Origin of the sequence: Streptomyces sp. NPDC127084 (assembly GCF_042724175.1) — a bacterium.
In the GTDB taxonomy this organism is placed as follows: domain Bacteria; phylum Actinomycetota; class Actinomycetes; order Streptomycetales; family Streptomycetaceae; genus Streptomyces.
The window spans coordinates 1-1,089 of sequence record NZ_JBHXFA010000420.1 but is presented as its reverse complement, the minus strand read 5'-3'; the positions used below and the strand labels follow the sequence as shown (position 1 = coordinate 1,089).

Here is a 1,089-nt window from a genome sequence, read left to right as displayed (position 1 = left end):
CGGTGGCGAGGGCCGCGAATCTCATGGGCTACCGCTGGGTTTGCTTGATGCCCTAGAACACCTCGCAGTAACGCCGTTAACTCCTCGGATTGTGGGGCGCGGAGATCATCCCCAGCCCCGCGGCCGGCGGCTCCAACACGGCCGTACGCGTAGCGAAGGAACTCTCCGCCGAACACCCCGACTGGGTCATGCTCTACCCGTACGGCAACCCGGACAACGCGGGCGCCCACTACGCCACGACGGGCCCGGAGATCCTCACCGACCTCCCCTCCATCACCCACTTCGTGGCGGGCCTCGGCACCACGGGCACGCTGATGGGCGTAGGCCGCTACCTCCGCGAACACAAGCCGGACGTCAAGATCGTCGCCGCCGAGCCGCGCTACGACGACCTCGTCTACGGCCTCCGCAACCTCGACGAGGGCTTCGTCCCCGAGCTCTACGACGCCTCCGTCCTCACCACCCGCTTCTCCGTGGGCTCAGCCGACGCGGTCACCCGAACCCGCGAACTCCTCCAGCAGGAGGGCATCTTCGCCGGCGTCTCCACGGGCGCGGCCCTCCACGCGGCGATCGGCGTAGGCAAGAAGGCCGTAGCGGCGGGCGAAACCGCGGACATCGCCTTCGTGGTGGCGGACGGCGGCTGGAAGTACCTGTCGACGGGCGTGTACACGGCGGCTACGACCGAGGAAGCGATCGCGACCCTCCAGGGTCAGCTCTGGGCCTGACACGAGCGCCCCGGGCGGTCACTCCCCGGGGCCCCAGGAGACGACCGCCTCACGGCCCCAGTCGCCCTTCATCCTCGCGTCGACGTGGTCGAGCACCGCGAGGCCGTAGAGCGCGACCGCCATCCGCACCTGGCCCGGGTCGTACGGCTCCGTCGCCGGGCGCGTGGCCGGATCCAGCTCCGCGTACCGTTCGAACGCCATCCTGAGCACCTCGTCCCCCTTGGCGGTCGTGGGTGGCATCGGCCCCGGCGTGAACCGACCGCCGGGCAGCGCCTGCAGTACGGTGAGCGCACCGATGACCAGCGCCAGCGCGGCCCGGATCCAGGCCTGGTCGAGGAGCAGCACGGCCACCGCCGGTACCGTCGCC

The 1,089-nt window shown here is 70.8% G+C and carries 1 protein-coding gene and 1 pseudogene; one reads left to right on the top strand and one right to left on the bottom strand.

The features are described 5' to 3' along the window. Nucleotides 1-722 (top strand): annotated as a pseudogene (locus ACFWI9_RS34700) (PLP-dependent cysteine synthase family protein); the annotation flags it as partial. A gap of 18 nt (nucleotides 723-740) precedes the next feature. Here the strand turns inward: ACFWI9_RS34700 and ACFWI9_RS34695 are convergent. Then, nucleotides 741-1,089: hypothetical protein (locus ACFWI9_RS34695; protein WP_387169379.1), on the bottom strand; the 349-nt coding region annotated here is incomplete at its 5' end.